This is a genomic window from Flavobacterium shii, from assembly GCF_025847235.1.
Taxonomy (GTDB): domain Bacteria; phylum Bacteroidota; class Bacteroidia; order Flavobacteriales; family Flavobacteriaceae; genus Flavobacterium; species Flavobacterium shii.
The window spans coordinates 193,983-219,876 of sequence record NZ_JAOZEW010000001.1; the positions used below are offsets into that span (position 1 = coordinate 193,983).

Genomic DNA, 25,894 nt, shown 5'->3' on the forward strand with positions numbered 1-25,894 from the left:
ATACAATATGTCACAAAACAAAAATGCTTTAATACGCTATAAAACAATCGATAAATGCTTGCAGAACCAATATCGCACCTGGACGCTGGACGATTTAATCGAGGCTTGTTCGGATGCTTTATTTGAATATGAAGGTCGCGAAAACCGTATAAGCAAACGGACTATACAAATGGATATTCAGCTTATGCGAAGTGAGAAATTGGGGTACAACGCTCCTATTGTCGTATATGATAAAAAGTTTTATAAGTATGACGAGGAAGATTTCTCGATTACCGATATTCCGCTTACCGAAACGGATATGAATGTCTTAACCGAAACGGTTTCGATGCTAAAACAATTTAAGGATTTCTCTTTGTTTAGCGATGTTTCGGATATTTTGCAGCGTTTGGAGGATAAAATCTATTCGGAGAAATCACATACCAATTCGGTTATCTATCTGGATAAAAACGAGAACTTGAAAGGATTACATTATCTGGACGAAATCTATCAGGCGATTATCAAGAAAATCGTGCTGGTTATTACTTATAAATCTTTTAAATCCAGAGAGGAGCAAAAATTCTTTTTTCATCCGTTTATTTTAAAGGAGTTTAATAATCGCTGGTTTTTGGTTGGGAAGAAAAAAGGTTCTCAACCTATAACTAATTTGGCTCTTGACCGAATTACTAGCATCGATTTTGATTTTACTCTACCTTATATAGAGGAAAATTTTGATGCCGAAGCTTTTTATAAAGATGTTGTTGGCGTTACCGTAAACGAAGGTCTGGAACCCAAAACTATAAAACTTTGGATAGATAAAGAAAATGCTCCTTATGTATTGACAAAGCCTTTTCATAATTCCCAAAAACTGGAAATGAAAAATGAAGATGGAAGTATTATTATCACATTAAAACTTAAAATTAATTATGAAATAGAACGATTACTTTTAGGTTTTGGTGATGGTCTGGAAGTTATTAGCCCCAATGGTTTGCGTTTGCGAATAAAAGATAAGCTCAGGAAGGCTTTACTTAAATATGATGATTAATTATCCTTGTTTTCAAACCGAAGAATTATCTTTCAGGATACAATAATCCAAATTCCTAATTTACTGGACTCATGTAATTTTTCGATCATTGGATTACCGAAAATCTCAAAAAAATATATTATATTTCATTAAAAAAAGAACTTAATCAACTCTATTACAGAGCAATTTTTAAACTAACTAAAAAATAATCTCAGAAATACTATGCGTGCATAATAATTTTTTATTATATTTGAAATCGATATAGTTGCCAAAAACGAATTCGATTTAAATTAATGTAAAAGGTATTATCTAATGTATTTCACATTAAAATTAAATAATCAAATACGATCTACCAAATGAAAGAAAAAACTATAGATTATATTTTACGAGCAACCTGGCAAGCAGTATCAAGAATGTACAATGAAGAGGCTGCAAAATATGATGCGACAATGGCAACTGGTTTTGCACTATTAAGTATCGATAAAGAGGAAGGCACTCCATCGACAGCATTAGGTCCCAGAATGGGAATGGAAGCCACAAGCTTAACCAGAACGCTTAAATCTATGGAAGACAAAGGATTGATTGTTCGCAAGAAAAATCCAACCGATGGCCGAGGTGTTTTGATTTATCTAACTGAATTTGGAAAAGAAAAAAGAGACTTATCTAAAAATACAGTCTTGAAGTTTAATGAAACAGTTAGAAACCACGTTTCTGAAGAAAAATTAAAACATTTTATGGAAGTGGCAGAAATCATAAATGAATTAATACAAGATAAAAATATATTTAATCAAACAGAAAAAATAGAAAATGAAACGCACAATTAAAAAAGTTGCCGTAATTGGATCCGGAATTATGGGTTCAGGAATAGCTTGTCATTTTGCTAACATTGGTGTGGAAGTTTTACTCCTAGACATCATTCCCCGTGAGTTAACAGAGGCCGAAACTAAAAAAGGCTTAACTCTAGATAGCAAAGCCGTAAGAAACAGAGTTGTAAACGAACATCTTGCTAACTCATTAAAATCTAAGCCCTCTCCTATTTACAGTCAGAAATTCGCAAGCAGAATCACGACTGGAAATACGACCGATGATATGGCAAAAATTGCCAATGTTGATTGGATTATAGAAGTTGTTGTAGAACGTCTTGATATTAAAAAACTAGTTTTTGAACAAATCGAGAAATTCCGTAAACCTGGAACTTTAGTAACATCTAACACTTCTGGTATTCCGATTCATTTTATGAGCGAAGGTAGAAGCGAAGATTTTCAACAACACTTCTGCGGAACTCACTTTTTTAACCCTGCGCGTTACTTAAAATTATTTGAAATTATTCCTGGTCCAAAAACTTCGACTGAGGTATTGGATTTCCTAAACGAATACGGTTCTAAATTTTTAGGAAAAACTTCGGTTGTTGCTAAAGATACTCCTGCGTTTATAGGAAACAGAATTGGTATTTATGGTATCCAAAGTTTATTCCACTTGGTTAAAGAAATGGGATTAACAATTGAAGAAGTTGATAAATTGACTGGTCCAGTTATTGGTCGTCCAAAATCGGCTACTTTCCGTACTGTTGACGTTGTTGGTTTAGATACATTAGTACACGTTGCCAATGGTATTTATGAAAACTGCCCGAACGACGAACAACACGAATTGTTTAAACTTCCTGATTTCATCACAAAAATGATGGAGAATAATTGGTTAGGAAGTAAAACCGGACAAGGTTTCTACAAAAAAGTAGACAAAGATATTCTTACGCTTGACTTAGATACTCTGGAATATCGTGCTGCTAAAAAAGCAAATTTCGCTACGCTTGAGCTAACTAAAACTATCGATAAACCTATCAATCGTTTTAAAGTTCTTGTAAAAGGAAAAGATAAAGCTGGAGAATTTTACCGTAAGAGTTTCGCTGGAATGTTTGCTTATGTATCAAACAGAATTCCTGAAATCTCTGACGAATTATATAAAATTGATGATGCTATGAAAGCTGGTTTCGGATGGGAAAATGGTCCTTTCGAAATTTGGGATGCTATTGGTGTCGAAAACGGAATCGAAATCATGAAAGCTGAGGGCTTAGCTCCTGCTGCATGGGTAAACGATATGTTAGCTTCTGGAAGCAAAAGTTTCTATACTGTAAAAGAAGGAGCAACTTATTTTTACAACATTCCGACAAAATCACAAACTAAAGTTCCTGGACAAGATTCATTTATTATCCTAAACAACATTCGCGAAAGCAAAAAAGTTTGGAGTAATAGTGGAGCAATTATCCAAGATTTAGGAGATGGAATTTTGAACTTAGAATTCCAATCTAAAATGAATACTATTGGTGGCGATGTACTTGCAGCTATCAATAAAGCAATCGACTTATCTGAAAAAGAATATCAAGGTTTAGTTATTGGTAACCAAGCAGCAAACTTTTCTGTAGGTGCTAATATCGGAATGATTTTTATGATGGCTGTTGAGCAAGAATATGATGAGTTGAATATGGCTATCAAAATGTTCCAAGACACGATGATGCGCGTACGTTACTCAGGAATTCCTGTTGTTGTAGCACCTCACGGAATGACTTTTGGTGGTGGATGCGAAATGAGCTTACATGCTGATAAGGTTGTAGCTGCTGCTGAAACTTACATGGGATTGGTTGAATTTGGTGTTGGTGTACTTCCTGGTGGTGGTGGATCTAAAGAAATGGCTTTGAGAGCGTCTGACCTTTTCCGTAAAAACGATGTGGAATTAAACGTTCTTCAGGAGTATTTCTTAACTATTGCTATGGCAAAAGTATCTACTTCTGGTTATGAAGCTTTTGACACTGGACTTCTTCAACATGGTAAAGATGTTATTGTAGTAAACAAAGACCGCCAGATTGCCGAAGCTAAAAAACATGCATTGTTAATGGCTGAAGCAGGTTATACTCAACCAATAAGAAGAACTGATGTAAAAGTATTAGGAAAGCAAGCTCTTGGAATGTTCTTAGTAGGAACTGATCAAATGGAGGCTGGAAAATACATCTCTGAGCATGATAAGAAAATTGCCAACAAACTTGCCTACGTAATGGCTGGTGGTGATTTATCTGAAGCTACTTTAGTATCTGAGCAATATTTATTGGATATCGAACGTGAAGCTTTCTTATCACTTTGTACTGAAAGAAAAACATTGGAAAGAATTCAATATATGTTAACTAAAGGAAAACCACTAAGAAATTAGAAAATAGAACAAAGAGAATAGAATATAGATTTCAGACTTGGTAAAGTCTATTTTCTATACTCTATCTTCTATACTCTTAAAAAATAGAATAAAGAGAAAAGAATATAGATTTTGAGACAAAGTAATAGTCTATTTTCTATGATCTATTTTCTATAATCTTAAAAAATAAAAACAAATGAAAACAGCATATATAGTAAAAGCATACCGTACTGCGGTAGGAAAAGCACCAAAAGGAGTTTTTAGATTTAAAAGACCTGATGAATTAGCTGCAGAAACCATTCAGTTTATGATGAATGAATTGCCTGATTTTGACAAAAAACGTATTGATGATGTTATGGTAGGAAATGCCATGCCAGAAGCTGAACAAGGTTTGAACGTTGGTCGTTTAATTTCTCTTATGGGATTAAAAGTAGAAGATGTTCCTGGTGTAACCGTAAACCGTTACTGTGCATCTGGACTTGAAACTATCGGAATGGCAACTGCAAAAATCCAATCGGGAATGGCAGATTGTATCATTGCCGGTGGAGCAGAAAGTATGAGTTTTATTCCGATGGGAGGTTACAAACCAACTCCGGATTATAAACTTGCTGCCGAAGGTCACGAAGATTATTACTGGGGAATGGGACTAACTGCTGAGGCGGTTGCCAACCAATATAAAATTTCTAGAGAAGACCAAGATGAGTTTGCTTACAACTCTCATATCAAAGCATTAAAAGCACAAGCTGAAGGTAAATTCGACAAACAAATCGTTCCGATTACTGTTGAGCAAACTTTCATTAATGAAAATGGTAAAAAAGAAACTAAATCATACATCGTAAATAAAGACGAAGGTCCTCGTGCTGGAACTTCTAAAGAAGCTTTGGCTGGTTTAAGACCTGTTTTTGCTGCTGACGGAAGTGTAACTGCTGGTAACTCTTCTCAAATGAGTGATGGTGCCGCTTTTGTTTTAATCATGAGTGAGGATATGGTAAAAGAGTTAAATCTTGAGCCTATTGCTAGATTAGTAAACTTTGCTTCATCTGGTGTTGAGCCAAGAATCATGGGTATCGGTCCTGTAAAAGCAATTCCAAAAGCCTTAAAACAAGCAGGATTACAATTAAAAGATATTGATTTAGTTGAGCTAAACGAAGCTTTTGCTTCTCAGTCATTAGCCGTTGTTCGTGAGTTAGGTTTAAACCCTGATATCGTAAACGTAAATGGTGGTGCAATTGCTTTAGGTCACCCGCTAGGTTGTACTGGTGCTAAACTTTCTGTTCAATTATTCGACGAAATGAAACGCAGAGGAAGCAAATACGGAATCGTTTCTATGTGTGTAGGAACTGGACAAGGTAGCGCTGGGATTTACGAAGTTCTTTAAAAATAGAATATAGAACAAAGAGAATAGATGTTTTTTGAGAAGAAAGAGACAAGAGCAAAGACTTATAAAAAGTAATATAAAACTTACTTTTAAATTCATGTTTTCTTATCTTGGCTCAAAAAAAACATGAGACATAATTATAAGAACTTAAAGATTTGGAAGATCGGAATTGCAATTGCTAATGAAATTTCAGATATATTAATAGAATTTCCAAAACACGAACGATACGATTTGAGTTCTCAAATAAGCAGATGTTCGGTTTCGATGCCTAGTAATATTGCCGAAGGATCTTCAAGAACCGATAAGTCTTTCAGTCACTTTTTAGACATTTCTCTTGGTTCTTCATTTGAACTAATTACGCAATTATTAATTGCTAAACATAGAAAATATATAAACGAGATACAATTTAACCAATTAGAAATTAAAATAGAAGAATTTCAAAGAATGACAATGAGCTTCCAAAACGGACTAAAATAAGTTCGGTCAAAAGTCTATTTTCTATATTCTATTTTCTTTTCTCTAAAAAATTAAAAAATGGCAGATACAATCGAAAAAAACGTAACCCGTGGTGGTCAGTTTTTAGTTAAAGAAACAAAGTGCGAAGACATCTTTACTCCAGAAGATTTTTCGGAAGAGCAATTAATGATGCGTGACTCTGTAAAAGAGTTTGTAGACAAAGAAATTTGGCCTAACAAAAATCGTTTCGAGAAAAAAGATTACGCTTTTACAGAAGAAAGTATGCGTAAAGCTGGTGAACTTGGACTTTTAGGAGTTGCTGTTCCAGAAGAATACGGTGGACTAGGAATGGGATTCGTATCGACTATGTTAGTTTGTGATTATATCTCTGGAGCTACAGGTTCGTTCTCTACTGCTTTTGGTGCTCATACAGGTATCGGAACTATGCCAATTACTTTATATGGTACTGAAGAACAAAAGAAAAAATACGTTCCTAAATTAGCGTCAGGCGAATGGTTTGGAGCTTATTGCTTAACTGAGCCAGGAGCTGGATCTGATGCAAACTCAGGAAAAACTAAAGCAGTTTTATCTGAAGACGGAACGCATTACAAAATTACTGGTCAAAAAATGTGGATTTCTAACGCTGGTTTCTGTAGTGTATTTATCGTTTTTGCCCGTATTGGTGATGATAAAAATATTACTGGATTTATCGTAGAGAATACTGCTGACAATGGAATTTCGATGAATGAAGAAGAGCATAAATTAGGTATTCGCGCTTCATCTACTCGTCAGGTTTTCTTTAATGATACCAAAGTTCCTGTAGAAAACATGCTTTCTGAAAGAGGAAACGGTTTTAAAATTGCAATGAACGCTTTAAACGTTGGTCGTATTAAACTTGCTGCTGCTTGTCTTGATGCTCAAAGAAGAGTTACTACAGGTGCTGTAAAATATGCTAACGAAAGAATCCAATTTAATACTGCAATTTCTCAATTTGGAGCTATCCGTTCTAAATTAGCAGAAATGGCTACAAACTGTTACGCAGGAGAAAGTGCTTCTTACCGTGCAGCAAAAGATATCGAAGATAGAATTATCGCTCGTGAAGCTGAAGGATCTTCACATCAAGAAGCAGAATTAAAAGGTGTTGAAGAATACGCAATTGAGTGTTCTATCCTTAAAGTTGCAGTTTCAGAAGACGTACAAGCTTGTGCTGATGAAGGAATTCAGATTTTTGGTGGTATGGGATTCTCTGAAGATACTCCAATGGAAAGTGCTTGGAGAGATGCTCGTATCGCTCGTATTTACGAAGGTACAAACGAAATCAACAGAATGCTTTCTGTAGGTATGTTAATCAAGAAAGCCATGAAAGGCCATGTTGATTTATTAGGTCCTGCTATGAAAGTATCTGAAGAATTAATGGGTATTCCATCTTTTGACACTCCAGATTTCTCTGAATTATTTGCTGAGGAAAAAGGAATCGTTGCAAACCTTAAAAAAGTATTCTTAATGGTTGCTGGAAGTGCTGTACAAAAATATGGTCCAGACTTAGATGCTCACCAACAATTATTAATGGCTGCATCTGATATCTTAATCGAAATCTACATGGCTGAAAGTACTATTCTTAGAACTGAAAAATTAGCTAAAAAAGAAGGAGAAGCAAAAGTACAAGAACAAATTGCTATGGCAAAATTATACTTGTATAAAGCTGTAGATACCGTAAACTCAAAAGGAAAAGAAGGAATTATTTCTTTTGCTGAAGGTGACGAACAACGTATGATGTTAATGGGATTAAAACGTTTTACAAAATACACAAACAATCCAAATGTAGTGGCTCTTAGAGAAACGATTACTTCAAAATTAGTTGCAGAAAACGAATACTGCTACTAAATTAAAAATAGTTTTTAGTCAATTTTAATTTGTTTAAACCGCACCTGTCCCGAAAACAGTGCGGTTTTTTTTATGTCAAGTCTTTTCACCACCTGTAGAGGCGCACAGCAGTGCGTCTTACACAAACCCTTTTTTCACCATATAAGTTATATAAGTTCATTTAAATATGACGCTTAGATTTAAACTCATAAAGGATTTATTATCATTAATAATTAACCATTTACAATTAATAATTAATTATTTGGTTTCATAATCAAATCATGATCACCTTCTGAACTTAGATTTAAAAAGCGCTCATATTCCCTCAAAACATCTGAGATAATTCCATCTTTAGTTAAATATTGAATATCATATCCTTTACGATGATCTCCAAAATAAGTAATTGGTTGAAAAATGGTTTCCAAATCCATATCCGGAGTATTCTTTTCCTTTAGTAATGTTTCAGAAACAGTTTGTCCCTGAACCATTACACCATATTTAAAGTTTCGCAACTCATCATATTCTATTTCTAACTCGATAGCTTGTTGCGGTGATGAAAAATAATTTATATGTGCTTCAATATTATTTTTAGCCAATTCAACCACTAATTCTTCAAAAGCTTTTTTTACAGTTCCATTCAAAAATTCATGAATATCTTTCTTTTTAGAGACAGTCACAATCTTTTCTAGATGTTCCTTCCAATTAGTATTATTCCAATTTAAACTTCCATGCGAATATTTTTTAGCACTATACTCACTATCTACAACCAATGCTTTCCACAAATTATAACACAACAGCAACATAATAATTCCGAAGGGCAAAGCAGTAATTAATGTCATTGTCTGAAGAGAAGCCAAACCACCCGAATGCAATAAACTCAAGGACAGAAGTGACAATAAAACACCCCAAAAGATACTTTGCCATTTAGGTGAATTTACCGCTCCTTTTGATGCTATACCATTCATTATAAAAATCCCCGAATCTGCTGATGTGATAAAAAACACGCAAATAATCAGAATCGATAAAAGATTCAAAAAGGTCGTTAATGGGAAATAAGTAAAGAAATTAAACAAAAGTGTGTCCGGATTTTTGGCAAATACACTTAAAGCGCCATGCGCTATATGCTCATCTATCCATACGGCACTGCTACCGAAAACAGTCATCCACAAAAAATTAAAAAAGGCAGGAATAAATAATACCGCCAAAATAAATTCTCGTATCGTTCTTCCTTTAGAAATTTTGGCAATAAATAATCCAACATAAGGCGCCCAGGAAATCCACCATGCCCAATACAAAATAGTCCACTTAGAAAACCATTCCTGGCTTCCCTTTTCGTAAGCATAAGTATTAAAAGTTAGCGAAACAAAATGACTTATATAGTGGCCTAAACCTTCTGTAAATGTACTTAGAATATAAATAGTTGGTCCGAAAACAAGTATAAACAACATTAATAAAACGGCCATAATAATATTTAGCTCACTTAGTTTTTTAACCCCTTTTCCTAAACCTGAAATGGCCGAAGAAACAGCAATTATCATAACTACCAAAACAATAATAATTTGGTAATTAAAACTAGATTCTGGAATTACATGAAGACTTACTAATCCGGCACTTAACTGTACAACACCGAAACCAAGAGTTGTTGCGATTCCGAAAAAAGTACTGCACAAACCAAAGACATCTACAATATTCCCAAACTTTCCGTGAATTCTATTTTTTAAAATCGGATAAAATCCACTTCGGATTGCAAGAGGCAAATTGTGTCTATAAGCAAAATAGGCTAATGAGAGCCCTACAACACCATATATAGACCATGCGTGAAAACCCCAATGGAAAAAAGTATACAATTGCGCTTCTTTCGCTCTTAAATTATCCGCCAAATTAGCATTGGCTGGCGTTGCATAATGCGCCATGGTTTCCCCTACTCCAAAATACATCAACCCAATTCCCATTCCGGCTGCGAAAAGCATTGCTATCCATGAAAAAAAAGAATATTCAGGCTCAGAGTCATCAGCCCCTAATTTAATCTTACCAAATTTACTAATGGCTAATGTGACTAAAAACAAAACAAAAACAGTCACCAACAATACATAAAGCCAACTTAAATTTTTAAATATTATGTCTTTTGCAAAATTAAGTGCCAGCTCTGCATCCTTTGAAAAAAAAATACAAAATAATGAAATTGCAATAATTATAGTTAAACTTGGTAATGCAACTGATTTTGTAAAATTGGTTTTAAAAACACTTGAGCTTGTAGATTTATTCATGGTAAAATTGTTTTTTCTCTGTTATTATCTAAAGCAAATCCAAATTTTAAATTCGGATTGAGGAAGTTTTTATAAATGTAACTTTGATAATTTGTATACAGAAGAATTGTAAATTTAATGAAAAAGAAATAATTCCCCCCTTAAAACACTATAAAAGTTGCTTTGTAAAACAAAAACTGTAACAAATAAGCTTAATACTGTGTATCTATTTAATTAAAACTTTGTTTGAAATGTTTTATATTTAGCATTCAAAAAAACTACAAAAACTATTTAAAATGAAAAGATTAAATCTTATTATCATCTTTCTATTGTTCTGTTGTGTCACAAACACTTTTGCACAATCGGGCAAGAAAATTGATGTTATCGCCTATTATACTGGCGACGATAAACTAATTGATCAATATGACGTAAGTAAACTTACTCATATAATTTACAGCTTTTGTCACTTAAAAGACGGAAAACTAAATGTTGATACAGCAAAGGACACAATTGCTATCAAACATCTTGTTGGATTAAAAGCTACATATCCTAAACTTAAAATCATGCTTTCTCTTGGCGGATGGGCAGGATGCGAAACTTGCTCTGCAGTTTTTTCTACTGCCGAAGGAAGGTCACTTTTTGCTAAATCTGTAAAAGCAACAAATGATTTTTTTAAAACTGATGGATTAGATTTAGATTGGGAATATCCTGCAATCGAAGGACTTCCTGGGCATTTATATCAAGCAGCAGATAAACCCAACTTCACTGAACTTGTAAAAATATTACGTACAACTTTAGGAAAAAAACATGAACTTAGCTTTGCTGCCGGAGGATTCCAGCAATTTTTGGACGAATCTATAGAATGGAAATTAGTAATGCCATTAGTAGATCGTGTGAATATAATGAGCTATGATTTAGTAAATGGATATTCAAAAGTAACAGGTCACCAAGCACCTTTATATAGCGGAACTCCAGATGCTCAGTCTACAAACAGAGCTGTGACTTATTTGTTAAAATTAGGAATTCCTGCTCACAAATTAGTAATTGGTGGCGCATTTTATACTCGTATCTGGAAAAATGTTGCCAATGTAAACAATGGTTTATACCAATCTGGTGAACACATCGAAGGCGTTTCATTTAAAGATTATGCAACTACTTTTACAGAAGCAAACGGTTGGAAATATTTTTGGGATGATAAAGCAAAAGCAGGTTATTGGTATAATGAAAAAGAGCAAAAATTTGCTACAGGAGATGATTTAGCTTCAATAAAAGAAAAAACAGAATATGCGAAATCTAAAAAATTAGGAGGCATTATGTTCTGGGAATTACCTTTGGATACATTTAAAGACGGAATGGTCGATGCCATTTACGATGTAAAAAACAAGAAGTAAATCTCATCAATTAAAAAATAAAAGGCGGTAATAACTTTAAAATTATTACCGCCTTTTCACACTAAAAATACCCTTTTTAGTTCACTTTAGTTTTTTCAATTTCTCCAATAAAGGGAATAGAATCCTGAATTTCACTACGGATAGCTGTTTGTAAATAAACCTCTAATTGAATAAATTTAGCTGCGTTTATAGCACCAATAGCCTTTTTAGCTTTGCTATATGTTTTTGAATATAGTTTTTCATAAGCAAGATCATTTTTCAATGCTCCTTTTGTCAGTTCATCAGCTTTTGCATCAGTAAGAGTAGCATAATTTTTAGCATAATCATCAAGCAACTGCATTCTTTGTTGCCCCAAAGATTTACGCTCGGCTTCATAACCATCATACACTTTTTGGAAAGCAGCAGTCTGTACATCCGACAAATTCATGTATTGTTTCACAAGTTCAGCCTTAGACCTACCATAAATACGCTGAATAACCTCTACATCTTCTTTCACCAAAGATTGAGCAAATGAACTTGCTGAAACCACCAACACCAATGCGACAAGAAACTTCTTCATAATTTTAGATTTAAATTTTATTTATAATTAATCGATTTAATTAACTTTTAGAAAATCAATGTTGCTATTTAAAAGATTCTTAAACTCTATCTTCTTGAAATATTACGTTATTTTTTCACAAATCGCATCGTTGCGATATCACCCGAAATAAAATTTAATGTTTTTCCGTCTTCAGTAATATCATAAGAAGTTACCTTTTGCATTTCGTCCATAAAAACATGCTCGCCCTGATTGTCCGTACACATCATTCTTGTTGTTGCCAATCCATCTCTGAAATTGATTTTATGCCCATCTACATTTAACTTTCCTGTAAATGTATTACAGCTATTGTTTCCAGAAACTCTTTTCCCTGCAACGTCAAAATTAATTGTTGGCTTTTTATTTGGATACAAACCATCGAAGGCAATTCTAGGTCCGGTTATATAGTTTAACTCCCAAGTTCCGTTAAGTTGCGCTAGAGGTTTTGAAGTTGTTGTTTTATTTTGAGCAGAATTACATGAAAATAGAATAATTCCAAATGTAGCTAAGATTGATATTTTTTTTATCATAATTTAAAATTTTAAAATTTATAAATAATTATCAATAAACATCTTTAGCATCATAATTATTAAATGCTCCTACGAATTTAAGCAATATTTCATCTTCTTTTGTAAATTTAAACTTATTTTTTACTTTATATGTTAATACATTTTAACTTTCGAATGATTTTCTTTCGATAATTTTGAACTAACTTTACTTTAGATTTTAACAAAAACACATATTATGAAAAAAATAATTCTATCTCTTGTAGTAATTGCAGCAGTTATTATTGGATGTAAAACCAAAAATAATTCAGAGGATTCAAAAAAATTAACCATTACACTTGAGCCAAAAAGTAACAGCTCAGTAACGGGTACAGCAACTTTTACAGAAAAAAAAGGGGAAGTAACTTTTGTTGCCAAAATAAGTGGTTTAAAACCTGGTGTTCATGCGATACATATTCATGAAAAATCCGATTGTACTGCAGCCGACGGAAGTTCTGCTGGTGGTCACTGGAATCCAACATTTAAAAAACATGGAAAATGGGGATCTGCAGAATATCATAAAGGAGACATCGGAAACTTTACAGCAGATGAAAAAGGAAATGGTACAATTACACTAACGACCAACGAATGGTGTATTGGTTGTGGCGATCCAACTAAAGATGTTTTAGGAAAAGGATTAATTGTACACCAAGATCCAGATGATTATGTTTCTCAACCAGCAGGAAATGCGGGTGCTAGAGTAGCTTGCTCGGCAATTATAAAATAATTACATCAGTTAAAAATAACCATTTTATTCACAAAATATAATGGTTATTTTAATTTTAAACAATTACGAAACCATAAAAAAAAGATAGCTTTGTAGCTTCAAATTAAAGTAATGATTAACCCTTCGGCAACAGGTTGGATAGATAAATTTTTTAGTGAACAAAAGTTCTCACAACAAGCAGTTCCTGAAACCAACAACCATTCTTTTTATCAAAAGGTTAGAGAAACCGGCTTTATTTATGGCCATATAATATCGATAGCAACTCCTTTTCCTATTGAAACAAAAGGTTGGTTCAAGACCGAAATTTCAAAAGTAGCTTTACTAAATACTCTATATGGAATTTTTAGTCTAACAAAAAACGACAATAACCCAGAACATTTTATAACAGAAGCTTTGGCTTTTTATAATCAAATGAATCCTGAAGGATTTAACCTCTTCAAGATATTACTTCCAAAAAGTAGCAACTCATTAACTCTGGAAAATATTATCGATGAACGTGTTCAAACTAATGATAGTATTATTAGCAAGAACTTTTCTCATCTCGTTACAAATGCATTATTATTTATAGATGTTTTGGCTTTCCGCCAATATTTAATTCATGGAGAAATCCCCGAAAAATATCTTAAAAAAATCGAAGAAACCGTTATGAGTATTGTTGCATTGGCCTTAAAAACCAAAACCAACAAATCTCAATATGATGATTTATTAATTAAACTTTTTGAAGCCTCAATACGTTACAGTAAATTTTCAAAAATCACAGTTCAAACTTTAGAGACATTACAATTTCATCTTTTTACCAATGAACTGGAAAGATATTACCTAATCGATATGGCAGGTATGGCGCTATGGAGCGATGGAGTATTGGAAAATGAAGAAGCTTACTTTTTACATACTCTGGCTGGTATTCTAGAAGTTTCGGATGATTTTGTAACAGAAAGTATCAAAAACACCAATACTTTTATATCCGATCACAAAAAAAACATTCCTTATTTTAACTATTCGAACCCTGTAAAGCATTTTTACGATCAAATGACCCTAGGAGTTATTACCCTTATAAAACGTAATAAAAACAGACTAATTAAGGAAATTATACAAAGTAAAGAATTAATGCTCCTCCTTGCTTACTCGACTCGTAGAGATTTAAGTCCCAGCGAAAAGAAAAAGGTAAAAAAACAATTATTAGATATATGTAAAACTATCCCGTCGTTAACAATATTCTTGCTCCCTGGAGGAAGTTTATTATTACCAATTTTAATTAAGTTTATCCCAACTTTATTGCCTTCGGCATTTAATGAAAACTTAGAAGAAAACGAATAAAAAAAAATCGCCTTAAAATTAAGGCGATTTTTAAATTTTATAGATTACTTAGTTGATAAACTTCATCAAGCTCATCATTTGAACTAATATTTACATTTAGATCAGTTACAAATCCAGAGTTTAAACCGTAAACCCATCCGTGTAACATTAAGTCCTGACCATTCTTCCAAGCACCTTGTACAATTGAAGTTTTAGCCAGATTATAAACTTGTTCTTTAGCATTAACTTCTACGAAAGCATTAAAACGTTCTGTTTCATCTTCGATAGAATTTAAATATTTATCATGTAAACGATACTCATCTTTAATATGACGAATCCAGTTATCAATAATTCCAACAGATTGATTCCCCATAGCAGCTTTTACACCTCCACAACCATAATGACCACACACGATAACATGTTTTACTTTTAAAACATTTACAGCATAATCCAAAACACTAAGCATGTTCATATCTGAGTGAACAACCATGTTGGCGATATTTCTATGTACAAAAACTTCACCAGGTTTTGCACCAATAATTTCATTTGCAGGAACACGACTATCCGAACAACCAATCCATAATAATGGCGGAGTTTGTCCTTTGGCTAAATCTGCGAAGAAATTAGGATCTTTAGCTAATGAATCTTCTACCCACTTTTTATTATTATCTAATATTTTTTTATAAAACTCTTTCATCTTTTTTAATTTTTATATCTATAATTTTACCCTGTGTTTCTAATGTTTACAAAGAAAACCTATGTAAAGTTATCTCTTTTAAATAGCTCCGAAACATTAAAAAACACTCTTGTTTTTTTTTATTAATTTATTTTTTGATTTAGAAATTCTCTTGGGAATTTTCTTTTTTCACCATCATTCTTTTTGCAACATCATAATAATGCTCAATAGATACATGATTGTTTAAATCCGGAGTGTTTTCCAGCTCGTAAGCTTTTTTAAATCCTTTAAGCTTCACTTTGATGTTCTCATCAACGGCTCTTGTCTCCTTAAACTCCTTTATCAAATCTAGAATATCATGAGCAATATACACTGTATCTTGCGCATTGATAATCACTTTTGAATTTTCAGGAATAGAATTCAACGTAAGTTTAATTGCTGCTTTATTCAAGAAAGACACTTCCTGAGCCAAGTCAATATGAATTACATCTCCATCTTCATACTCTTCTTTTTTGAAGCTGTATGCTCTTTTTAGATTACCTCTTAAAACGAAAATAACACTTATTACAATTCCTATTGCAACACCTTTCAACAAGTCGGTTGCAACAACAAATACTAAAGTCGCAACAAATGGTACGAATTGGTATTTTCCTTTTTCCCAGAAATGTATAAAAGTCGCTGGTTTAGCCAATTTGTAACCTACTAATATTAATATAGTAGCTAAAGTTGCCAAAGGAATTTTATTTAAAATCATAGGAATTGCCAATACACTTATCAACAATAAAACACCATGAATGATTGCAGACATTTTAGATTTTGCTCCAGCATTATTATTTGCCGAAGATCTTACCACAACCGAAGTCATTGGTAATCCACCCAAAAGTGAACTTACAATATTTCCAATTCCCTGGGCTTTAAGCTCAACATTGGTATTTGTATATCTCTTTTGCACATCCATTCTATCTGCTGCTTCAATACATAATAATGTCTCGATAGAAGCAACAATTGCAATTGTTAAAGCAACAACCCAAACTTGTGGATTTGTAATTCCAGCAAAATTAGGCGTAACAATAATCGCTTTAAATTCATCAAATGAAGTTGGAATTGGTAATGATACTAAATGCTCTTTACCGATAGCTAAAGGACTTCCTGTAGAAACAAAAATTTCGTTCACGACTATCCCGGCAATTACAGCAATAAGTGCACCAGGAATTAATTTAAGTTTTTGTAAAAACGGAACTTTATCCCAAGCAATTAATATTACAAAAGAAATTAGTGTAATAATAACTGCTCCTAAATGAATATGGTTGAAGATAGCAAACAAAGAGGAAATTGAGTTATTCCCATCATTTTGAATAAAAGCCTGATCTCCTTCAAAATTGGCATCGTAACCAAATGCATGAGGCAATTGTTTCAGAATAATAATAATTCCGATACCTGCCAGCATTCCTTCAATTACATTGGTAGGAAAATAATTTGATATACTTCCTGCTTTTAAAAAGCCTAATCCAAGCTGAATTAATCCAGCAATAAAAACGGCAGTCAAGAATATATCAAAAGCACCAAGATCGGTAATTGCAGTAAGGATAATTGCTGTTAAACCAGCTGCCGGACCAGATACACTAATATGTGACTGGCTCAAATACCCTACAACGATTCCTCCAATAATTCCAGAAATAATTCCAGAAAACAATGGCGCTCCTGAAGCCATTGCAATACCTAAACACAATGGGAGAGCTACCAAAAACACTACTAAACCTGATGCAAAATCAGATTTAAGGTTGGCAAAAAGACTAATTTTTTTTGTCATAATACGATAGTAAAAAATATTCATAAAATGCTTACTGTACTACTTAAAATACAGCAAACGTTTAAAAATTATAAACCGGATGTACTATGCGAAATTAGGGGGTGGTGCAAAAATGCTTGCTGAGATCTTATCATGTTTAGATAATTTCTCGGATAATATTGGATTTGATTTGTCAAACATTGGTAAAACAAACTCACCATGAAATACAAGATGGTACACAATGACTTTCATCTCTTTGTGTGAATGCTCTTCTTCTGAAAAACTATAAAATGCCGACACATCGCTATTTTTCTTTATCATCGTCACAATAGGTGGCGTTGACAAGAAAGCAACAAATATGAATAATAATATGTAAGCGATTTTTTTCATTATTGCAAAAGTAGAGCTAAACTGATAAAATCAAAACGGTAAGTTGAAAATTTTAAACAAATTTAACATTAACTAAGAAAACCAGAATAGTATTTTAACGCTATTCTGGTTTAATTGCTTCATTTACAAATCTTCCTCTAACCACGCTCTCATCATCCAAATTGTTTTTTCTTGCTCAGAAATGAAGTCACTCATCATCGAATTTGTTCCTTCATCGTTTATTTCATCAGATTGTTTTAAAATTTCTCTTTCTATCTTTAATAAATCTGTTAATGAATTTACAATTAAGTGAACTGCCTTTTCATCATTCGAGATATTCTTTCCAACTTCGATTTTATTATTTTTAATATAATCCTCAAAAGTATGTAATGGTGTACCTCCTATTGTGAGAACTCTCTCGGCGATTAGATCTATTTTTAATTGAGCGTCTGTGTACAACTCTTCAAACTTTACATGCAAATCAAAAAAACGTTTTCCGCGAATGTTCCAGTGAATTCCTCGCAAGTTTTGATAGTAAACCTGAAAATTTGATAGTAAGACATTTAATTCTTTTACAATTAATTCTGACTCCTTAACTGGCAATCCTAAAATATTAGTTTTCATATTCAATTAATTTAAAATTCTATTAATTGTAAATTTAAAATAACTTTTTCAAAATTGCTATAAAAAAAAATTATATTTTATTATTTTTGCATCAGAAAATACTATTAAAAATGACAATCACTCAACTCCAATATGTTTTAGCTGTGGCTGAACACAAAAACTTCACTCTTGCTGCCGAAAAATGTTTCGTTACTCAGCCTACGCTTAGTATGCAAATACAAAAAATAGAAGAGGAACTTAGCATATTAATATTCGACAGAAGCAAGAAACCCATCCAACTTACAGAAATTGGGCAAAAAATCGTAAATCAGGCAAAAAACATTGTAAACGAAGCCGATAGAATAAAAGACATTGTAGAACAACAAAAAGGTTTTATTGGAGGCGAATTTAAATTGGGGATTATCCCAACGGTTATGCCTACCCTTTTACCAATGTTCCTGAACAACTTCATCAAGAAATATCCAAAAGTTAAACTATTAATTGAGGAACTTAATACTGATGAAATTATCGTTAAATTAAAAAACGGACATCTTGATGCTGCAATTGCAGTAACACCACTAGAAGATGAAAAAATAAAAGAAATCGTTCTGTATTTCGAACCTTTTGTAGCCTATATTCCTGAACACCATTCTGTTTTCCAAAAAGAAGAAATAGAAGTATCTGATTTAAACATCAATGAAATTTTACTTCTACAAGACGGACATTGTTTTAGAGATGGTATTTTAAACCTTTGTAAAAATGGTACAGATATAGAGCATAATGCTTTCCAGATCCAAAGCGGAAGTTTTGAAACACTTATAAAATTAGCCGACGAAGGCTTGGGCACAACATTATTGCCGTATTTACATACATTAGATCTAAAAGAAACAGACAAATTAAAGCTTCGTCACTTTAAGGAACCTAAACCTGCCAGAGAAGTAAGTTTAATTTACCCTAAAAGCGAATTAAAAATTCAAATCATCGATGCCTTACGAAGCACAATTGCTGGTGTTGTAAAAGGAGCTATTGTTTTCCAAAATGTTCAGATAGTAAGTCCAATTCAAAAGAAATAAAAAAGGAACCAATTGGTTCCTTTTTTATCCTTTAACTATCAGTAGACATTCTTTTAATTCGGGTTTTCCGATTGTAAAATTCAATAACCACTCTTGCAATTGTTCCATTTCGTATGGTAATAGTGTTTTGATAGCTTTTTCTAATTCTTTTAAGAAAAGTACCGGGTCGAAACTAACTCTTTCAAGTATTGATTTCGTGTAATCGAACATCATTTTTGACATAATAAATTAAGATTATGGGGTTATCTCATTATTTTTTAACTCGACGTAAAAATAAACAATTTACATACATGTAGTCAGCTTTTAACTTATTATTTTGTTTTATTATTTACGAATACGTTTTCTTAAATACACATATAGCAATTTAAAATTAATCTAAATAGTATGATTTACATCCCTTTACGGGCTCTAAACATCTCTCTTTTCCCTGGAGGGCCTGCAAGCTTTTCGACAGTGAATCCTACCTCGATCATGCTTCTTTTAACAACTCCTCTGGCAGCATAAGTTACCAAAACTCCATTAGGTTTTAAAGAATTGTACATTTTTCTGAAGATTTCGGTACTCCAAAGCTCAGGTTGCACCCGATATCCAAAAGCATCAAAATAAATTAAATCAAAAGTTTCAACATCATCTATATCCTGAAAAAACTGTTTTCTCTTAGTTAATGTAAACGTATCATTAAGCCTGATTAATTCATCCCAATTGCTTTCATGCATTTTTTTAAACACATCTGTATCTGCATCGGCTCCCAATTCGGCGACATAATTCATCATAAGAACTTCATTGGCAGCTACCGGATATGCTTCTACTCCAACATAATTTATATTTTGCTTTTTCTCATTTGCTTCCAAAAAAGTAATGAAAGCATTTAACCCCGTTCCAAAACCAATTTCTAATATTGAAATAGATTTGTTATCGAATAAAGAAAACCCATGCTGAATAAATACATGTTTCGCTTCTTGTATTGCGCCATGTTTAGAGTGATAACATTCATCCCATTCTTCCAAATGAATTGTAGTTGAACCATCTAGAGTTTGAATTATTTCTCTTTTCACAATTTATAAATCAGATTATTGATGTTTTTGTTTCATTTTGTAGTCAAATTTAAACAAAACAAATGCGTAAAGCCTTAAAAAACCGTACTTTTTTCATAAATTTCATATAAAACAAAGCTCTTTTTTTAACTTTTTTACAAAATAAATAAATCACAGTTAAACCCTATAATTAATGCCTTTTTAGCATCTAAATTGTATATTTTTACTTAATTTTGCAATTGTTAAAATTTATTTCACACCCTTTCAAGGTTTTGGATTACAATCTTAAACAATGAAATAGCACACAAAAACCATACTTTATCATGAGTACAACTCAAACAAACAAAATTGAAATCATCAAAGCTACTTCGACAAAAATAAACGATGTAGACTTTGACAACTTAAGCTTTGGTGCTGTATTTACAGACCATTTATTCGAATGTGATTTTAAAAATGGAGAGTGGCAAACACCTGTCATTAAGCCTTACGCTCCAATTTTAATGGATCCATCTTCAAAAGTCTTTCATTATGGACAAGCAATTTTTGAAGGAATGAAAGCTTACAAAGATGATAAAGATGCTATTTGGCTTTTTAGACCAGAAGAAAACCACAAACGTTTTAATGCTTCTGCAGTAAGAATGGCAATGCCTGAAATTCCTGAAGCTATTTTTCTAGATGGATTAAATGAGTTATTGAAATTAGACGCCGAATGGGTTAAAAGAGGAAATGGAAGCAGTATGTATATCCGTCCGTTTATGATTGCAACTGGCGCTGGTGTTGTTGCAAACCCTTCTGATGAATATAAATTTATGATTTTGCTTTCCCCTGCAAAATCATACTATGCTGGAGAAGTAAAAGTTATTATTGCTGAGCACTATAGTAGAGCTGCAAATGGTGGTATCGGAGCCGCTAAAGCTGCAGGTAACTACGGAGCACAGTTTTACCCAACAAATTTGGCTAATAAAGACGGTTTCCAACAAGTAATCTGGACTGATGATGCAACACATACCAAACTTGAAGAAGCAGGTACAATGAATGTGTTTTTCAGAATTAACGATACTTTATTAACCGCACCAACAAGCGAAAGAATTCTAGACGGAATTACTCGTAAAAGTTTATTAGCAATTGCAGAAAAAGAAGGTTTAAAAACTGAAGTTCGTTCTGTATTAGCTTCTGAATTAGTTGAAGCTGCTAAAGATGGTTCATTAAAAGAAATTTTTGGTGCTGGTACTGCTGCAGTAGTTAGCGTTATTAAAGGATTCTCATACAAAGATGAATATTACGAATTACCTAAAACAGATGATTCTTACGCTTCTCTTTTAAAAGAAAAACTAACAGGTATACAAAACAAACTTGCCGAAGATACTTTTAACTGGACTGTTCAAGTAAAATAATTCGTCGCACACTATTATAATTAAAGGCGATTTTCTTAACGGAAATCGCCTTTTTTATTAAACTAAACTCTCCAAAAACCAATGATTACCAATAATATTAAAAAGAAAATAATCCTTCTTTTAACTACAATTCTCGCTTGCATCAATCTTTATTCTCAGGATAATTATGCTTTTTTTGGTTCGTATAATTGGGATAAAACTACCAACGGAATTTATGTATACCAACTAGACACTATAAACGGAAGGTTAAAAAAAATTACTACAGTAAAAAATATTACTAATCCTTCTTTTCTAACCTTATCGCCTAACGGAAAATATGTGTATGCCTGCAACGAAAGCAAAACTCCAAATGCAGGAAGAGTAAGTAGTTTTGAATTTAACCCTGAAAAGAAAACGCTGACTTTTATGAACAGCCAGAGAAGCGGAAGCGAAAATCCAGTTTATCTAACGGTTCATAAAAACGGAAAATGGCTTATTAATGGTAATTATACCGAAGGAAGCGTTTCGGTTTATCCAATTGCCGAAGATGGAAAAATAGAACCAATTGCACAAAACTTTCAATATACAGAAGGAAGTGTAGATCCAAAAAGACAAGACCGCTCTCATATTCATTCTACAGTATTCTCTCCTAATTATGACTATATCTTTTTTCCAGATTTAGGCGCAGATAAAATACGATGTTATCAATTTGACGCTAATCAAAGTCAGCCTTTACAAACTGCCGAAAATCCTTTTGCGAAAGCACCTCTAGAAAGTGGCCCAAGACATTTTACTTTTCATCCAAACGGAAAATTTGGGTATTGTATTGAAGAACTCTCGGGAACGATAAGCGTGTACAAATATGAAAACGGAAATCTAGATCCTCTCCAGAGAATAAATACGCATCCTGAATCATTAAAAAGTGGATTCGAAAGTTCGGACATTCACATTTCGCCCGACGGAAAATTCCTTTATGCATCGAATAGAGGACAAGAAAACAATATTGCTATTTTCTCTATTGCCGAAGATGGAACATTAAAAACAATAGGTTATCAATCGACTCTAGGAGAACATCCCAGAGTATTTGCTTTAAATCCATCAGGAAGTTTTTTAATCGCTACAAATACGGGTAACGGAAATGTAATTGTATTTAAAAGAGATAAAGAAACTGGATTGTTGGAAAAAGTAGGTAAAAAAATTAAAATCAGAAATGTTTCCTGCGTACAAATCAAACGATATTAAAAGGATAATAGTTTTTAAAAAAAACTAAAATACAAAACGCAAATTTCACTAATTAGCACTAATTTGAGCTGTTCGAATAAGGCTCTTTTAATTGGTGTAAATTAGTGAAATCCGTGTTATCCTTCTTTATAACTAAGTCGTAATTATTATTTTAAAATCTTAGAGAAATCGGGTTTAAAATAATTTGGACCTTTCATTACTTTTCCATCTTCACGATAAATTGGTTGTCCATCTTCGCCCAATTTACTCATATTACTTTGCTGAATTTCATCAAAAACAGCTTCAATTTTATCCTGTAGACCGTGCTCGATAATTGTTCCACATAAAATATACATCATATCTCCTAGCGCATCGGCAATCTCTACTAAATCATTATTTTGTACCGCCTCAAGATATTCTTCGTTTTCTTCTTTCATCAAATTGTAACGAAGTATATTTTTTGTTTCTCCCAAATCGGCAATTGGCGATTCGCTATGTCCAATTTTAAAAGCAGTATGAAATTCCTTCACTGCATCAATTTGTTTTTGCATAATTATATTTGATTAAATGAAATGCCAAATTAGCAACTATTCTTAAACTATTGCCTAAATTTGCCAAAAAAATTAAAACTATGTTTAGTCAGGGACAATTAATATTTGCATTGTGTTTTTTTATTGCTTTCGTTATCGCAATGATATTTGCCTACAGAAAAGATGTAAAACTGCACAAAGTATTCTACAAAGGAAATTATAAGGTTTTACTAGTTTTCATAGCTTTTATTATCCTTTTATTTCTAATAAAAATATTCTTCAAACGATAATTTAATTCATAAAAAATGCCCGCTAAACCAGCGGGCATTTTTATTATCTACAATAAATACTTGTTAGTTCTCTAAAGGCAAGAAACCAAAGTTTTTAGAATAATCTAGCATTTGTTCTGCAAAGGTTTTTGGTTGTTTTACTTCAATCGAAATAATTTTACCTTTTGTATCTAGTTTAGGTTCCAAAACAGGATTTACAAATCCGCTGTAAGGCGCAGATGGAAATTGTTTGTTACGCTCTAGAACTTCAGCATGTAATTTCTGATCTACTTTTACACCATAATTTTCTACCAAAGCTTTTCCTGCATTGTAATCTCCTTCAGATTTTATACGTTGTACTTCACGTAATAACTGTCCGAATAAATCATGTAATTTATCATAATCAGTAATATTAAAATACGTTTTACCGTTACGTGTAATTTTCTCGATTACATTATCTTTTTTACCTTTTTCGTAAACCCAAGCACTTACCCACTGACGGTTTCTCATGTGTGCTTCTTCGATATTAGCACCTAAGTCTAAACGAACCAATTGCGTCATTAATCCGTTACGGATATAACTATCGTATGATTCCATTCCTACTTTTTTCCAGTCATCAACCAATCCAATTTCTTGTAATTTAGGATTGTATAAATAGTATAAACCAACTAAGTCAGCCCTACCTTCTTCTAGAGTTGAAGCATAACTTTTTAAAGTTTCTTTTGGAGTACCAACACCTTCATTTATTTGTCCTGAAGCATGACCTATAACTTCATGTAAAGCTGTATGCAATTTATCTCCCAGTTCACCATATTTTTTTGCTAAAGCAATTTCTTCTTCATCATTGGCAAATTCTTGTAATTTCCCAGTTCCTGCAGATTTAGAATAAGCATCGATAATATTACCTAATGAAACCGATTTAGAACCATGTTCTGCACGAATCCAATCGGCATTAGGAAGATTCACTCCAATTGGTGTACTTGGAGAAGCATCTCCAGACTCTCCTGCTACAATAACAGTTTTGTATGAAACACCAACAACATTTTTCTTTTTGTGTTCTGGCATTAACGGAGAATTATCTTCAAACCATTGTGCATTTTTAGATACTACTTCCATTTTGGCCGACATATCAAAATCTTTAATTTGCACCACACCTTCATAAGAACCTCTATATCCTAATGGATCATTATATACTTCGATAAAACCATTGATATAATCAATATTCCCTTCTGTTGCATGTAACCAGGCAATATTATAATCATCCCACGTTTTTAAGTTTCCAGTTTTGTAAAAATCAATTAATAACCCCAAGGCATCAGCTTGTTTTTTATTCTCGGCAACAGATTTGGCTTTTTCTAACCAAAAGATAATTTTATCAATTGCAGCTCCGTACATCCCACCACTTTTCCAAACTTTCTCTTCCAGTTGTCCTTTGGCGTTTTTAACCAATTTAGAATTTAATCCATAAGAAATAGGTTTCTTAGGATCTGGGCTTGTTTGTTTTTTATAAAAATCTTCTGCTTCTTGTATTGTAATTCCTTTAGCATAAAAATTAACTGCCGATCCTGCCAGCAATCCTTTCGATTCATCAAGATTTACTTTTTTACTATCTTCATTATTAAATAAGATAGCAACAACATCCGGAGCTAGTTTTGTTTTGGTAGCTTTTAATAAACCATCAAAATATTCTTTTGAGAAATCAGGTTTAATTTTATCATTCGAATAATGATGATGAATACCATTAGAAAACCAAACACGTTTAAGATAAATCTCGAAGTTATTCCAGTCTGCACTCTTTTTATCTCCTTTATAATTTACATAAATCTGCTCAAGCGCTTTTCTGATTTTTAAATTATTTTTATAGTTCTGATCCCACATTATATCACGACCGGCAGTTCCTGCCTGAGTAAGATAATATACTAATTCTTGTTCTTTTAGAGATAAATTTTCCCAACCTGGTATTTGATAACGTAATACTTTAATGTCGGCAAATTGCTCTACTATAAAATCGAAAGGTTTTTCATTATTGGTTTTTAGTGTAGCTGTATTTGCAACCTGAGCGTTGCAAAGAACTGAAACACCAACAGTCATAAAAATTCCTGCAGCTGTACGTAATTTCATTATTAATGATATTTAGTTTATAAAAAAATTATTATTTAACAAATATACGTTTTCTTTAAAAAAATTATAAAAAACATCGTTAATATTACTTTCCACCGATATTTAAAAGGTAAAATTCTTTATCTTGCTCTTACCTTTTTTCTTGCAAATTATTTTTTATAAAACTATCTTAAAAGCATA

At 32.7% G+C, this 25,894-nt stretch carries 24 protein-coding genes; 13 read left to right on the forward strand and 11 right to left on the reverse strand.

The genetic code is table 11. The features are described 5' to 3' along the window. Positions 1 to 7: 7 nt before the first annotated feature. The 6 genes from OIU83_RS00835 to OIU83_RS00860 all read left to right on the forward strand — a co-directional run bounded on the left by OIU83_RS00835 (position 8) and on the right by OIU83_RS00860 (position 7,895). Entirely contained in the window at positions 8 to 1,021 is a 1,014-nt protein-coding gene (locus OIU83_RS00835) for a helix-turn-helix transcriptional regulator (RefSeq protein WP_264204385.1), read from the forward strand. A gap of 335 nt (positions 1,022 to 1,356) precedes the next feature. Then, a complete protein-coding gene (locus tag OIU83_RS00840) occupies positions 1,357 to 1,824 on the forward strand; it encodes a MarR family winged helix-turn-helix transcriptional regulator (protein WP_264204386.1) in 468 nt (155 codons plus the stop codon). Next, positions 1,808 to 4,198, forward strand: coding sequence for a 3-hydroxyacyl-CoA dehydrogenase/enoyl-CoA hydratase family protein (locus OIU83_RS00845; RefSeq protein WP_264204387.1), 2,391 nt, complete (start codon positions 1,808 to 1,810; stop codon positions 4,196 to 4,198). The genes OIU83_RS00840 and OIU83_RS00845 overlap by 17 nt, the downstream gene beginning before the upstream one ends. A 175-nt stretch (positions 4,199 to 4,373) precedes the next feature. Then, the gene (locus tag OIU83_RS00850) at positions 4,374 to 5,555 is read left to right on the forward strand and encodes a thiolase family protein (protein ID WP_264204388.1); all 1,182 of its coding nucleotides are present in this window, start codon (positions 4,374 to 4,376) and stop codon (positions 5,553 to 5,555) included. A 126-nt stretch (positions 5,556 to 5,681) separates the two neighbouring features. Beyond that, positions 5,682 to 6,032 carry a four helix bundle protein gene (locus tag OIU83_RS00855; protein WP_264204389.1) on the forward strand — a complete coding sequence of 117 codons (351 nt, stop codon included), beginning with the start codon at positions 5,682 to 5,684 and terminating at the stop codon, positions 6,030 to 6,032. Between the two features lie 57 nt (positions 6,033 to 6,089). After that, a complete protein-coding gene (locus OIU83_RS00860) occupies positions 6,090 to 7,895 on the forward strand; it encodes an acyl-CoA dehydrogenase family protein (protein WP_264204390.1) in 1,806 nt (601 codons plus the stop codon). Positions 7,896 to 8,128: 233 nt separating this feature from the next. On the opposite strand, the gene OIU83_RS00865 is transcribed toward OIU83_RS00860, so the two are convergent. Further along, positions 8,129 to 10,141 carry a BCCT family transporter gene (locus tag OIU83_RS00865; RefSeq protein ID WP_264204391.1) on the reverse strand — a complete coding sequence of 671 codons (2,013 nt, stop codon included), beginning with the start codon at positions 10,139 to 10,141 and terminating at the stop codon, positions 8,129 to 8,131. Positions 10,142 to 10,416: 275 nt separating this feature from the next. On the opposite strand from OIU83_RS00865, the gene OIU83_RS00870 reads away from it, so the two are divergent. Next, positions 10,417 to 11,511, forward strand: a complete 1,095-nt coding sequence (locus OIU83_RS00870; protein WP_264204392.1) for a glycoside hydrolase family 18 protein — start codon at positions 10,417 to 10,419, stop codon at positions 11,509 to 11,511. A gap of 76 nt (positions 11,512 to 11,587) precedes the next feature. On the opposite strand, the gene OIU83_RS00875 is transcribed toward OIU83_RS00870, so the two are convergent. Together OIU83_RS00875 and OIU83_RS00880 are read right to left on the reverse strand one after the other, a co-directional pair. Then, entirely contained in the window at positions 11,588 to 12,070 is a 483-nt protein-coding gene (locus OIU83_RS00875) for a hypothetical protein (protein WP_264204393.1), read from the reverse strand. Between the two features lie 107 nt (positions 12,071 to 12,177). Beyond that, positions 12,178 to 12,618 carry an META domain-containing protein gene (locus tag OIU83_RS00880; protein ID WP_264204394.1) on the reverse strand — a complete coding sequence of 147 codons (441 nt, stop codon included), beginning with the start codon at positions 12,616 to 12,618 and terminating at the stop codon, positions 12,178 to 12,180. Positions 12,619 to 12,832: 214 nt separating this feature from the next. Here OIU83_RS00880 and OIU83_RS00885 point away from each other — a divergent pair, with 214 nt between their 5' ends. Beyond that, positions 12,833 to 13,360, forward strand: a complete 528-nt coding sequence (locus tag OIU83_RS00885) for a superoxide dismutase family protein (protein WP_264204395.1) — start codon at positions 12,833 to 12,835, stop codon at positions 13,358 to 13,360. Between the two features lie 111 nt (positions 13,361 to 13,471). Further along, a complete protein-coding gene (locus OIU83_RS00890) occupies positions 13,472 to 14,677 on the forward strand; it encodes an LETM1-related biofilm-associated protein (protein ID WP_264204396.1) in 1,206 nt (401 codons plus the stop codon). Positions 14,678 to 14,714: 37 nt separating this feature from the next. Here OIU83_RS00890 and can read toward each other — a convergent pair whose 3' ends face one another. The 4 genes from can to OIU83_RS00910 all read right to left on the reverse strand — a co-directional run bounded on the left by can (position 14,715) and on the right by OIU83_RS00910 (position 18,114). After that, complete coding sequence (gene can, locus OIU83_RS00895; RefSeq protein WP_264204397.1) at positions 14,715 to 15,353, reverse strand: carbonate dehydratase; 639 nt, start codon at positions 15,351 to 15,353, stop codon at positions 14,715 to 14,717. 139 nt (positions 15,354 to 15,492) lie between these two features. Next, positions 15,493 to 17,142 (reverse strand): SulP family inorganic anion transporter, encoded by a 1,650-nt coding sequence (locus tag OIU83_RS00900; protein WP_264204398.1) that lies wholly within the window; start codon positions 17,140 to 17,142, stop codon positions 15,493 to 15,495. A gap of 84 nt (positions 17,143 to 17,226) precedes the next feature. Further along, positions 17,227 to 17,511, reverse strand: coding sequence for a hypothetical protein (locus OIU83_RS00905; RefSeq protein ID WP_264204399.1), 285 nt, complete (start codon positions 17,509 to 17,511; stop codon positions 17,227 to 17,229). A 123-nt stretch (positions 17,512 to 17,634) separates the two neighbouring features. After that, entirely contained in the window at positions 17,635 to 18,114 is a 480-nt protein-coding gene (locus tag OIU83_RS00910) for a Dps family protein (protein ID WP_264204400.1), read from the reverse strand. Positions 18,115 to 18,224: 110 nt separating this feature from the next. Here OIU83_RS00910 and OIU83_RS00915 point away from each other — a divergent pair, with 110 nt between their 5' ends. Further along, the gene (locus OIU83_RS00915) at positions 18,225 to 19,166 is read left to right on the forward strand and encodes a LysR substrate-binding domain-containing protein (RefSeq protein WP_264204401.1); all 942 of its coding nucleotides are present in this window, start codon (positions 18,225 to 18,227) and stop codon (positions 19,164 to 19,166) included. Positions 19,167 to 19,190: 24 nt separating this feature from the next. Here the strand turns inward: OIU83_RS00915 and OIU83_RS00920 are convergent, their stop codons facing one another. Together OIU83_RS00920 and mnmD are read right to left on the reverse strand one after the other, a co-directional pair. Further along, a complete protein-coding gene (locus OIU83_RS00920) occupies positions 19,191 to 19,388 on the reverse strand; it encodes a hypothetical protein (protein ID WP_264204402.1) in 198 nt (65 codons plus the stop codon). A 167-nt stretch (positions 19,389 to 19,555) separates the two neighbouring features. After that, on the reverse strand, positions 19,556 to 20,221 hold the full coding sequence (gene mnmD / locus OIU83_RS00925) for a tRNA (5-methylaminomethyl-2-thiouridine)(34)-methyltransferase MnmD (RefSeq protein WP_264204403.1): 666 nt from the start codon (positions 20,219 to 20,221) through the stop codon (positions 19,556 to 19,558). A gap of 302 nt (positions 20,222 to 20,523) precedes the next feature. Between mnmD and OIU83_RS00930 the strand changes: the two genes are divergently transcribed. Further along, complete coding sequence (locus tag OIU83_RS00930; protein ID WP_264204404.1) at positions 20,524 to 21,594, forward strand: branched-chain amino acid aminotransferase; 1,071 nt, start codon at positions 20,524 to 20,526, stop codon at positions 21,592 to 21,594. An 81-nt stretch (positions 21,595 to 21,675) separates the two neighbouring features. Further along, entirely contained in the window at positions 21,676 to 22,815 is a 1,140-nt protein-coding gene (locus OIU83_RS00935) for a lactonase family protein (RefSeq protein WP_319005338.1), read from the forward strand. A gap of 146 nt (positions 22,816 to 22,961) precedes the next feature. Here the strand turns inward: OIU83_RS00935 and OIU83_RS00940 are convergent, their stop codons facing one another. Next, a complete protein-coding gene (locus OIU83_RS00940; protein ID WP_264204405.1) occupies positions 22,962 to 23,345 on the reverse strand; it encodes a nucleoside triphosphate pyrophosphohydrolase family protein in 384 nt (127 codons plus the stop codon). An 80-nt stretch (positions 23,346 to 23,425) separates the two neighbouring features. Between OIU83_RS00940 and OIU83_RS00945 the strand changes: the two genes are divergently transcribed. Further along, on the forward strand, positions 23,426 to 23,614 hold the full coding sequence (locus OIU83_RS00945) for a hypothetical protein (RefSeq protein ID WP_264204406.1): 189 nt from the start codon (positions 23,426 to 23,428) through the stop codon (positions 23,612 to 23,614). Positions 23,615 to 23,677: 63 nt separating this feature from the next. Here the strand turns inward: OIU83_RS00945 and OIU83_RS00950 are convergent, their stop codons facing one another. Next, positions 23,678 to 25,684: a dipeptidyl-peptidase 3 family protein gene (locus tag OIU83_RS00950; RefSeq protein WP_404827632.1), complete on the reverse strand. Its 2,007-nt coding sequence runs from the start codon at positions 25,682 to 25,684 to the stop codon at positions 23,678 to 23,680. Between the last annotated feature and the right edge of the window lie 210 nt (positions 25,685 to 25,894).

Bases quoted from the DNA above. Each gene is read 5' to 3' on its own strand.
- OIU83_RS00835 (WP_264204385.1), top strand. From the start codon at position 8: ATGTCACAAAACAAAAATGCTTTAATACGCTATAAAACAATCGATAAA.
- OIU83_RS00840 (WP_264204386.1), top strand. From the start codon at position 1,357: ATGAAAGAAAAAACTATAGATTATATTTTACGAGCAACCTGGCAAGCA.
- OIU83_RS00845 (WP_264204387.1), top strand. From the start codon at position 1,808: ATGAAACGCACAATTAAAAAAGTTGCCGTAATTGGATCCGGAATTATG.
- OIU83_RS00850 (WP_264204388.1), top strand. From the start codon at position 4,374: ATGAAAACAGCATATATAGTAAAAGCATACCGTACTGCGGTAGGAAAA.
- OIU83_RS00855 (WP_264204389.1), top strand. From the start codon at position 5,682: ATGAGACATAATTATAAGAACTTAAAGATTTGGAAGATCGGAATTGCA.
- OIU83_RS00860 (WP_264204390.1), top strand. From the start codon at position 6,090: ATGGCAGATACAATCGAAAAAAACGTAACCCGTGGTGGTCAGTTTTTA.
- OIU83_RS00865 (WP_264204391.1), bottom strand. From the start codon at position 10,141: ATGAATAAATCTACAAGCTCAAGTGTTTTTAAAACCAATTTTACAAAA.
- OIU83_RS00870 (WP_264204392.1), top strand. From the start codon at position 10,417: ATGAAAAGATTAAATCTTATTATCATCTTTCTATTGTTCTGTTGTGTC.
- OIU83_RS00875 (WP_264204393.1), bottom strand. From the start codon at position 12,070: ATGAAGAAGTTTCTTGTCGCATTGGTGTTGGTGGTTTCAGCAAGTTCA.
- OIU83_RS00880 (WP_264204394.1), bottom strand. From the start codon at position 12,618: ATGATAAAAAAAATATCAATCTTAGCTACATTTGGAATTATTCTATTT.
- OIU83_RS00885 (WP_264204395.1), top strand. From the start codon at position 12,833: ATGAAAAAAATAATTCTATCTCTTGTAGTAATTGCAGCAGTTATTATT.
- OIU83_RS00890 (WP_264204396.1), top strand. From the start codon at position 13,472: ATGATTAACCCTTCGGCAACAGGTTGGATAGATAAATTTTTTAGTGAA.
- can (WP_264204397.1), bottom strand. From the start codon at position 15,353: ATGAAAGAGTTTTATAAAAAAATATTAGATAATAATAAAAAGTGGGTA.
- OIU83_RS00900 (WP_264204398.1), bottom strand. From the start codon at position 17,142: ATGACAAAAAAAATTAGTCTTTTTGCCAACCTTAAATCTGATTTTGCA.
- OIU83_RS00905 (WP_264204399.1), bottom strand. From the start codon at position 17,511: ATGAAAAAAATCGCTTACATATTATTATTCATATTTGTTGCTTTCTTG.
- OIU83_RS00910 (WP_264204400.1), bottom strand. From the start codon at position 18,114: ATGAAAACTAATATTTTAGGATTGCCAGTTAAGGAGTCAGAATTAATT.
- OIU83_RS00915 (WP_264204401.1), top strand. From the start codon at position 18,225: ATGACAATCACTCAACTCCAATATGTTTTAGCTGTGGCTGAACACAAA.
- OIU83_RS00920 (WP_264204402.1), bottom strand. From the start codon at position 19,388: ATGTCAAAAATGATGTTCGATTACACGAAATCAATACTTGAAAGAGTT.
- OIU83_RS00930 (WP_264204404.1), top strand. From the start codon at position 20,524: ATGAGTACAACTCAAACAAACAAAATTGAAATCATCAAAGCTACTTCG.
- OIU83_RS00935 (WP_319005338.1), top strand. From the start codon at position 21,676: ATGATTACCAATAATATTAAAAAGAAAATAATCCTTCTTTTAACTACA.
- OIU83_RS00940 (WP_264204405.1), bottom strand. From the start codon at position 23,345: ATGCAAAAACAAATTGATGCAGTGAAGGAATTTCATACTGCTTTTAAA.
- OIU83_RS00945 (WP_264204406.1), top strand. From the start codon at position 23,426: ATGTTTAGTCAGGGACAATTAATATTTGCATTGTGTTTTTTTATTGCT.
- OIU83_RS00950 (WP_404827632.1), bottom strand. From the start codon at position 25,684: ATGACTGTTGGTGTTTCAGTTCTTTGCAACGCTCAGGTTGCAAATACA.